The sequence below is a fragment of the Kitasatospora sp. NPDC056800 genome (assembly GCF_042789775.1).
Classification (GTDB): Bacteria; Actinomycetota; Actinomycetes; order Streptomycetales; family Streptomycetaceae; genus Kitasatospora.
Genome location: NZ_JBHUAL010000291.1, coordinates 1 through 9,046, shown reverse-complemented (window position 1 = coordinate 9,046; position 9,046 = coordinate 1). Strand labels below are relative to the sequence as shown.

The window sequence follows — 9,046 nt, the reverse complement described above, 5'->3', positions numbered from 1 at the left end:
ACTACGTGCGGTCCTGCCTCTGGGTCGCGTTGGGCTTAAGCCCCACCCGGCGGCGCCCGGGTTCGTGGGGCTGAGGGCGGGCTGTCCGGGTGGGGCCCGCGCCCCGGGACGCGGCCCCCTTCCGCATGTCCGGCCGCCCGCCCGGAGGGCCGTCCGACGGCCCTCCGGAGAAGTCGTCCGGAGGTCCGCCCCGAGGTCCGTCAATTCCGGAGCGTGACAGCGGAATCACGCTGCGCGCGAATCGAAGTGTGGTCGGGATGTGTCCCTATGGTTAACGCGGCGTCACGAATGCCGCCATTTCTTGTCAGAGTTCCCAGCAAGTCGTGGAATTTCGCCCCAACTGCCCTTTTTGCTATCTGTTCTGACATGGCATGAGGTGCAGTAGGCTGACTCCGCGATAGGCGTCGCCGCAGGTCTCGTACCGGAACGCACTTCGATGTGGTGTGACATCGGGTGCCTTTCGGAGAGGTTCAGGCCGCCAGTCCCATTCGCGTTCCGGGGCCCGGACCGGCCCCACGCGATGCCACCTGAAGAGAGTTTCATGACGTCATTTGTGCAGGAACCCTTTTTCTGGGTCTTCATCGTGGTGATGCTCGTATCCGTCGGAGCGGCCCTCCAGGCCCGCCGGACGAACCTCGCCCTGCGACGGCGCAACGCCTCGCTGGAGGAGGAGAGCGCCCTGGCACAGCGGCAGCGCGAGGAACTCGCCGTGCTGCACGACCGCCTGCAGGGCCAGCACGCCTCCGAGCTGACGGCCGTCCGCCGGGACGCCGAGGAGGACACCAAGGCCGTCCTCAAGGCGGCGATGCGGACGCTGCAGGGCTTGGCCGACGAGCAGCAGATCGTCATCGACAAGGTGCAGCGGAAGTACGGCGACAGCCCGCAGATCCTCGCCGACCTGATGACGATCGACCACACCAACAGCCAGTTCGGCCGGCGTGCCCAGGGCATCGCGGTGCTCTGCGGCGGCTGGTTGGGCCGCCGTGAGAGCGTCGCCTCGGTCTTCGACGTGGTCCGCAGCGCCCAGGGCCGGATCCGGCACTTCGACCGGGTGCGGATCCACTCCCGGGTCAGCGTCTCGCTCGCCAGCAAGGTCGTCGAGCCGGTCGCCGTCGTGCTGTCCGAGCTGCTCGCCAACGCGACCAACTACTCCGCCCCGGACACCCCGGTGGAGGTCAGCGTCCAGGCCGTCCCCACCGGCGTCTGCCTGATCATCGACGACGCCGGCCTCGGCATGGGCCAGGAGGAGAAGGACCGCGCGTCGCTGCTCCTGAACCCGGGCGCGCCGATCAGCCTCACCAGCCTGGGCAACCCCCCGAAGTTCGGCTTCGCCGTCTCCGGCATGCTGGCCGCCCGCTACGGCTTCCGGGTCTCCGTCGACTCCGTCTCCCCGTACGGGGGCGTGCGGGCCGTGGTGCTGCTGCCGGCCGAGCTGCTGAGCAGCGAGGTCGCGGCCCCGCCCGTCGCCGAGCACACCGACTACCCCGACTACCAGGCCGCGCCGGTGGAGCAGCCCGCGCAGGCCTGGGCGCCGGGTGCCGGCCAGCGGCTCGTGTCGCTGTCCGAGCCGACGGCGCCCCTGGCCCCGGTGCCGACGCCGTACGCGGCGACGGCGGGACCGGAGACGACCGCGGACGGACTGCTGCCCCGGCGCCGCCGCCAGCGTCCCGTGTCGGTCGTCCCCACCCCGCAGGAGCCCGGTCCCGGTCGGGCCGAGGATCCGCGGGGCACCGGCCAGTACACGCCGTCCCGCCTCGGCGCGTTCCAGCGCGGCACGCTGTCCGGGCGCAACACCATGACCACGGAAGGAACCGAGATCCAGTGAGCCGCGATCTTTCCTGGGTGCTCAACGACGTACTCCAGGTACCGGGCGCCCGGCACGCTATCCTCGTCTCCGCCGACGGCCTCCTGCTCGAACGGTCCAGCGAGATCGGCCGTGACGAGGCGGAGACCAACGCCGCCGCGATGAGCTCGATGCAGTCGCTGAGCCGCGCGGTCGCCCCGTTCGTCGGCGGAGGCGCCGGGGTCTGGCGCCAGACCCTCCTGGAGTACGACCACGGCTGGATCTTCCTGATCGCGGCCGGCAGCGGCGCGTACCTGGCCGCCTCCACCGCCCCCGACGTCGACATGGAGGCGATGTCCTTCCGGATGCAGCAGCAGGTGGGCGCGCTCGGACGGGCGATGTCGGCGGCGCCGCGCCAGAGCACGCTCAGCGGCTCATGACGACCGGCGGCGAGGAACAGCGGGTCTCCGGCGGCTTCATCCGCTCCTACGTCATCACCGGCGGGCGCGCGTTACCGAGTGCGGACGACCTGTCTCTGATCACCCTGGTCACCATCGCGCCCGAGCAGGACCTCCCCGCGCTGCCGAGCCCGGAGACCCGGGCGATCTGGGAGCTGTGCTCCGGCGGCTACCTCTCGGTGGCCGAGGTCGCGGCCCGGCTGGAGCTGCCGGTGGGGGTCGTGAGGCTGCTGCTGACGGACCTGATCCGTGAGGGGCGGCTGCTGCGGCGGTCGGCCCCGCCCCCGGCCCAGGCCCCGGACCCGAGACTTCTAGAGAAGGTACTGCATGGACTTCAACGCCGGTTCGCCTGAGGACATCTACGTCCCGGGCGCGGTGACGACCGCTGTCAAGATCCTGGTCGTGGGGCACTTCGCGGTCGGCAAGACGACGCTCATCGGGGCCCTGTCGGAGATCGCCCCGCTGAGCACCGAGGAGAGCATGACGCAGGCGTCCGTCCGCGTCGACGACCTCCGCGGGGCGCCGGACAAGAAGACCACGACCGTCGCCCTGGACTTCGGCCGGCTGACGCTCGGCGACGACCTGGTGCTGTACCTGTTCGGTACGCCGGGCCAGCAGCGGTTCATGCAGCTCTGGGAGGACATGGCGCGGGGGGCGCTGGGGGCGCTGCTGCTGGCCGACCCGACCCGCCTCGCGGACACCTTCCCCGTCATCGACCTGATCGAGCAGTACGGCCTGGAGTACGCGGTCGCGGTCAACAGCTTCGACCGGGAGAGCGGGTACACCGAGGACCAACTGCGCGAGGCGCTCGACCTGCTGCCTCACACGCCGGTGGTGTTCTGCGACGCGCGGGACCAGCGCTCCTCGGCCAACGCCCTGCTGACGCTCGTCCGGCACCTGCTCGACCGCGCCTCCTGACCTCCCCACGGCTCCTCCCTCCCCCACGCCTTCCTCCCCTCACGTCTCCCGGGTCCGCACCCGCCCGGGGCCTCCTCCAAGGAACGACCCATGGAATCTCTGCAGCGACCCGTACCGCAGTCGCCTCCGCCGGGCTGCCCGATGCACGCCGGCGTGAGCACGCCGCTCTACGGGGAGATGTTCTCGGCCGACCCCGGCGCGGTCTACGACAAGCTGCGCGCCAACGGCCCGGCCGCGCCGGTGGAGTTGGCGCCGGGGGTGGACGCCACCCTGGTCACCTCGCACGAGGCCGCGCTGCGGGTGCTGCAGAACCCGGGCATGTTCGCCCGGGACTCGCGGCGCTGGGCGGCGCTGAACGAGGGCCGGGTGCCGATGGACAGCCCCGTCCTGCCGATGATGTTCTACCGGCCCAACTGCCTCTTCACGGACGGCGCCGAGCACCTGCGGCTGCGCAAGGCCGTCACCGAGAGCCTGGACCGGCTCAACGACAACCGGCTCAACCGGCACGTCGAGCGGATCGCCGGCTACCTGATCGACCAGTTCAGCGCGCTGGGCCGGGCCGACCTGCTCAACGACTACGCCAAGCTGCTGCCGCTGCTGCTGTTCAACCAGCTGTTCGGCTGCCCGGCCGACATCGGCGACCGGCTGACCCGCAGCATGTCCGCGCTCTTCGACGGCCTCGACGTGATCCAGGCCAACGAGGAGCTGACCTCCTGCCTGATGGACCTGGTCGCGCTGAAGCGCCGCCAGCCGGGCGACGACATCACCTCCTGGCTCATCCAGCACCCGGCCGGGCTGCGGGACGAGGAGCTCAAGGACCAGCTGGTCATGCTGATGGGCGCCGGCGTCGAGCCCGAGCGCAACCTCATCGGCAACGCGCTGCTCCTGCTGCTGTCCGGCGAGGGCGGTGCCGGACTGCGCATCGAGGACGCCCTCGACGACGTGCTGTGGAACAACCCGCCGATCGCCAACTACGCGACGCACTACCCGATGCAGGACCTCAACCTGGGCGGCGTCCCGATGGACGCCGGCAGCCCGGTGGTGATCAGCTTCGCCGCCGCCAACAGCGACCCGGTGCTGACCGACGCCCGGCTGACCCTCAGCAAGGGGGCCCACCTGGCCTGGGGCGCCGGCCCGCACGCCTGCCCGGCCAAGTCCCCGGCCCAGCTGATCGCCCTGAGCGCGATCGAGTGCCTGCTCAACGCGCTCCCGGACGTCACGCTCGCGGTGCCCGCGGAGAGCGTCGAGTGGCGGCCGGGCCCGTTCCAGCGCGGCCTGGTCTCGCTGCCGGTGCGGTTCAGCCCGGTGGCCGCCCGCACCGCGGGGCCGGCCGTGGGCGCGGACACCGCCCCCGCCCCCGCGCCCGCGCAGGCCGCCGCCGAGCAGGTGCAGGCGTACCCGCAGGCCGCCGCCGGTCCGGCCCGGGCCCCGCAGAAGAAGGGCTGGTGGAGCTCCTTCCTGGACGTCTTCCGGGTCTGAGGCGTCCCGGGCTCCGGGCTCCCGGCCCGACCCGCCGTCGTGGGCCGTCCGGCCGCCGGCCGTTCGGTCACGGGCCGTCCGGTCACGGGCCGTCCGGTCACGGGCCGTTCGGGTACCAGCCGTTCGGTCACCGGACGTTCGGTCACCGCGAGGTGAACGGCGTGCGACGACGGTGCAGTACGTGACGGGGGCAACACGGATCGACGCTTGAGCGCGCTGGTGCTGGGTAGTACGCCGCCGTACTGCCCGCCCGCGTGTTGAAGGAGCCCGTGTGACCGCCATGTTGGAAGCCCGCCCCGCGGAGTCGGAGCACCCTGACGGCAGGGTCGACCGCCGTGCCGCCGTCCCGCTGCTGCGGAGGCTGCGGTCGGCCGAGGGGCTCGCCGACCCGAGCCCGGTCTACGACGGGCTGCGGGCGCTCGGGGACCTCGTCCCGGCGCCCTGGGGCGGCTACCTGGTCACCGGTTACGAGGCCTGCGACCAGGTCCTGCGCGGCAGGACCTGGCTCGTCCCCGACTTCGCCTGGCAGGAGCGGCAGACCGGGACGGAGCGCTGGGAGGCCGTCGCCACCCAGGAGATGAGCCGCACCCTCTCCCGCCTCAACGCCCCCGAGCACACCCGGCAGCGGCGCAGCCTCGGCAGCCTCTTCGACCGCAACACCCTCCGGGACATGACGCCGCGGATCGAGGCCGACGCCACCGAACTGCTCGACCGCCTGGCCGAGCGAATACAGGCGGACGGCGAGGCGGACTTCGCCTCCGTGGTCAGCGAGCAGCTGCCGATCGGCACCATCGGGCGCTGGCTGGACATCCCCCGCGCGGACTACCCGCACATCCTGACGATGACCCACAACCAGGTGCACGCCCAGGAACTGCTGCCCACCAAGAGCCAGCTGGCGGTCTCCGAGCAGGCCACCATGGACCTTCGCGCGTACTTCACCCGGCTCGTCCGGGAACGCCGCGACAACGACGGCGACGACGTGATCGCCGGCTGGATCCGCACCTGGGACGCGCTGGAGTCCGACCCCGAGGCCACCGACCGGATGGTCTACCAGCTCACCATGTTCGTCACCATCGCCTCGCTGGAGACCACGGCGACGCTGCTCTCCTCGCTGGTGTGGCAGCTGCTGCGGTCGCCCGGGACGTGGGACTGGCTGCGGGAGCGGCCCGAGCACATCGACGAGGCGATCGACGAGGCGCTGCGCTACGACCCGCCGATCCGCGTCAACAGCCGCGTCGCGGGCGAGGACACCGTGCTGGCCGGAACGTTCCTCCCCAAGGACACCATGGTCCACGTGATGTACGGCGCGGCCAACCGCGACCCGCGACGCAACCCGGACCCGCACGCCTTCGACCCGCTCCGCCGGGGCACCCACCTCACCTTCGGCGGCGGCGCCCACTACTGCCTCGGCGCGGGCCTGGCCCGGCTGGAGGCGCGGGCCCTGATCGGTCAACTGCTGGAGCGCTTCCCGACGCTGCGGGCGGTGAGCCCGCCGGAGCACGCGCCCCGGATGGTCTTCCACCGGGTGACGTCCCTGAGAGTGTCCGCATGAACGTCTCCCCGCAGGCTCCCCAGTACCCCCCGTACGCGATGCAGCCGCCGCCGTACGTCCCGCACCCCTCGACGACGACCGGCTGGTACCCGCCGGCCCCTCAGTCCCCGCCGGTCCCGCAGTCGGCGCCGGCCCCCGAAGGCGCTCCCGCTCCCGAAGGCGCTCCGGTTCCCGAAGCCGCGGTGGTCCCCGAACCCGCGCCCGCCCGTACGGTCCGTTCCGAGCTCCGGGGCGCGGTGCTCCACGTCGAGCTGGACAGCCCGGGGACGGGGAACGCCGTCACCTCGGCCATGCTGGACGAACTCCTCGCCCTCCTCGCCGTCCCCGACCCGGCCGTGCGGGTGATCGTGCTCTCCGCGGCCGGCCGCGACTTCTGCCTCGGCGGCGACCGCGACGAACTCCTCGCGGGTCTGGACGAGGACCCGACCGGCGGCCGCATACGGGCCTACGGGGACAAGGCCCGCCGGGTCTGCGACGCCCTCGTCAACAGCCCCGCCGTCACCATCGCCCGGGTCCAGGGCCGGGCGACCGGCGCCGGCTTCGCCCTGGCGCTCGCCTGCGACCTGCGGGCCGGCGCCGACAACGCCGTCTTCCGGCTGCCCGAACTGGCCCTGGGCCTGCCCGTCGCCTGGGGCGGCCTGCTGCCCCGGCTGCTGCACGAGGTCGGCGCGGCCCGGGTCCGCGAGATCATCCTGACCGGCCGCCCGGTCGGCGCGGTGGAGGCGCGGGAGCTCGCCATCCTGCAGCGCGTCGTCCCCGAGCAGGAGCTGGACGAGGCGGTGGCCGAGTGGGCCCGCCCCATCACGCGCCGCTCCGAGGCCGCCCTGCGGGTCACCAAGACGCTGCTCGCCTCCCACGCGTCCGCGACCCGGCTGGCCGACGCCGCCGTGCTGGACTCCGAGCTGATGGCCTCCGTCCTGGCCGCCGCCCACTACACCCGGAGCCTGGCCGACCGGGGGCCGGCCTCCTGACCGGTGCGTGCGCGAAGGGGCCCGCGTCCTCGGACCCGGGCCCCTTCCGCGCGTGGGGGAGCCGGTTGTCGATCGTGCCCGCACGTTCGCTACCGTGTGCGGTCGACGAAGGAGAGATGATCATGGTGGGGACGACGCGCGGCGGGCGCGTGGCCGGGGCCGTACTGACGACGGCGCTGGTCATGGCCGGAGCGGCGGCCTGCGGGGGAGACGGGGGCGGTGCTGCCGAGGCGGCGGCCAGTACACCGCCGCAGCCGTTCGGCGCCGCCGGCTACCGCGGGCTCCAGCTCTCGATGACCAAGGAGGAGGCGCTCACCTCCGGAGCCCTGGAGCCGTCTCCGGTCTCGCTGCTCAACGGCTGCACCGACTACGCGTACAAGGGCGGCCCGGCGCCGGACCCGGTCCGGATGGCGGCCGAGGCGGAGGTCCGTACGAAGGCCGACAAGGCCCTGGCCAGGATCGACGAGATCAAGGCGGCCAGGAAGCCGCTCGCGTCCCCGCCGTCCGGGGCCTCGTCGAAGGAACTGCAGGAGTACCTCGCGGGCCTTCGGGAGCAGCTCGACCAGACCGAGGCGGGGCGGCGGGAGATGGCCGTGCTCTACAAGGACCTGGACCTCCTCGGGCCCGCCCGCAAGAACCGGGACCAGGCCTTCCTGACCACCGGCCGGGTCAACTTCGGCACCGAGGGCCTGCGCCAGCTGGTCGCCCCGGCGGGCGCCCGCACCGCCGAGGGCATCGGCGCCGGCTCGACGGAGGAGGAGCTCAAGCGCGCCTACGAGGGCAGGGACCTCAAGCCGATCAAGGAGGGCGGTTACGAACTCCCGTCCGAGAGCGGCAGCGGCGGCCCGGACTGGTTCTACGAGTTCACCATGGCCGACGGCAAGGTCGCCGGGCTCGCCCTGGTGAAGCACAACACCTACTGCGCCTGAGAAACCGGTTGTGGATCGTGGCCGCACCCTCGGTACGGTGACCTTCGAAAGATCATGTGGGGGTTTGTGACATGGGGAAGAACCGGGCCACGGTCCGCGCGGTGGGCGTGGGCATCTCGGTAGTACTGCTGGCCGCCTCGGCGGCGGCCTGCTCGTCCGACGACAAGAAGGACGCGGCGAAGGCCGGGGGCGCCGCCGCGGCACCCTCGGCGGCGCCCACGACGAAGGGCCCGGAGGCCTTCGCGGCGGCCGGGTACCAGGGGATCAAGCCGGGCATGGCCAAGGACGCCGGGCTGGCCACCGGCGCCCTGGAGGCGTCACCGGTCTCGCTGCTCGGCGGCTGCACGGACTTCGTCTACAAGGGCGGACCGGCGCCGGACCAGGCCCGGATGGCCGCCGAGGCGGCCACCGAGGCCCGCTACAAGGACCTCAGCGCCAAGGCCGACGCGGCCAGTGGGAAGGCGCCCGCCCCGGCGGGCACCCTGCCGCCGAACGCCTCCGCCAAGGACGCGGCGGCCGCCGCCGCGGGCTCCGCCGCCGGGGCCAAGGACTCGGCCGCGGCCGCCAAGCTGATCGCCGACTCGACGATGGCCCTGGTCGACCTGAGGGTGGCGCAGGAGGCCAAGGACAAGGCGTACCTGACCACCGGCCGGGTCTCCTTCGCGGAGGCGGGCCTGCGCGAGCTGGCCGCCCCGGCGGAGGCCAGGACGGCCGAGGGCATCGGCGCCGGCTCCACCCTGGAGGCGCTCCAGCAGGCGTACGGCGCCAAGGGCCTCCAGCAGGACAAGAGCGGCAGGTACGTGCTGCCGGTCGAGGGGCAGCCGGGCTGGCAGTACGAGTTCACGGTGGACGCCGGGAAGGTCGCCGGGATGGCCGCGGTGAACCGCGACATCAAGTGCGCCTGACCATCTGATCGTCCGACCGGTCGACGAGGGCCCCGCCGAACCGTCCGGTTC

General features: G+C 72.9%; 9 protein-coding genes. All 9 read left to right on the top strand.

Annotated features, from left to right (window positions below; translation table 11 throughout):
- The first annotated feature begins 541 nt into the window (after positions 1-541).
- The 9 genes from ACFRQN_RS38245 to ACFRQN_RS38205 all read left to right on the top strand — a co-directional run bounded on the left by ACFRQN_RS38245 (position 542) and on the right by ACFRQN_RS38205 (position 8,995).
- Complete coding sequence (locus ACFRQN_RS38245) at positions 542-1,825, top strand: ATP-binding protein (protein WP_049653847.1); 1,284 nt, start codon at positions 542-544, stop codon at positions 1,823-1,825.
- Positions 1,822-2,223: a roadblock/LC7 domain-containing protein gene (locus ACFRQN_RS38240; protein ID WP_049653846.1), complete on the top strand. Its 402-nt coding sequence runs from the start codon at positions 1,822-1,824 to the stop codon at positions 2,221-2,223. The genes ACFRQN_RS38245 and ACFRQN_RS38240 overlap by 4 nt, the downstream gene beginning before the upstream one ends.
- Positions 2,220-2,594, top strand: a complete 375-nt coding sequence (locus ACFRQN_RS38235; RefSeq protein ID WP_049653843.1) for a DUF742 domain-containing protein — start codon at positions 2,220-2,222, stop codon at positions 2,592-2,594. Before ACFRQN_RS38240 ends, ACFRQN_RS38235 begins: the two co-directional genes overlap by 4 nt.
- Complete coding sequence (locus ACFRQN_RS38230) at positions 2,569-3,159, top strand: ATP/GTP-binding protein (RefSeq protein ID WP_049653842.1); 591 nt, start codon at positions 2,569-2,571, stop codon at positions 3,157-3,159. Before ACFRQN_RS38235 ends, ACFRQN_RS38230 begins: the two co-directional genes overlap by 26 nt.
- Positions 3,160-3,249: 90 nt before the next feature.
- Positions 3,250-4,638: a cytochrome P450 gene (locus ACFRQN_RS38225; protein ID WP_074005014.1), complete on the top strand. Its 1,389-nt coding sequence runs from the start codon at positions 3,250-3,252 to the stop codon at positions 4,636-4,638.
- Between the two features lie 280 nt (positions 4,639-4,918).
- On the top strand, positions 4,919-6,190 hold the full coding sequence (locus ACFRQN_RS38220; RefSeq protein WP_380745215.1) for a cytochrome P450: 1,272 nt from the start codon (positions 4,919-4,921) through the stop codon (positions 6,188-6,190).
- The gene (locus ACFRQN_RS38215; RefSeq protein WP_380745212.1) at positions 6,187-7,161 is read left to right on the top strand and encodes an enoyl-CoA hydratase/isomerase family protein; all 975 of its coding nucleotides are present in this window, start codon (positions 6,187-6,189) and stop codon (positions 7,159-7,161) included. Before ACFRQN_RS38220 ends, ACFRQN_RS38215 begins: the two co-directional genes overlap by 4 nt.
- 122 nt (positions 7,162-7,283) lie before the next feature.
- On the top strand, positions 7,284-8,090 hold the full coding sequence (locus ACFRQN_RS38210; protein WP_143204675.1) for a hypothetical protein: 807 nt from the start codon (positions 7,284-7,286) through the stop codon (positions 8,088-8,090).
- 71 nt (positions 8,091-8,161) lie between these two features.
- Positions 8,162-8,995, top strand: coding sequence for a hypothetical protein (locus tag ACFRQN_RS38205; protein WP_380745209.1), 834 nt, complete (start codon positions 8,162-8,164; stop codon positions 8,993-8,995).
- The last annotated feature ends 51 nt before the right edge of the window (positions 8,996-9,046 follow it).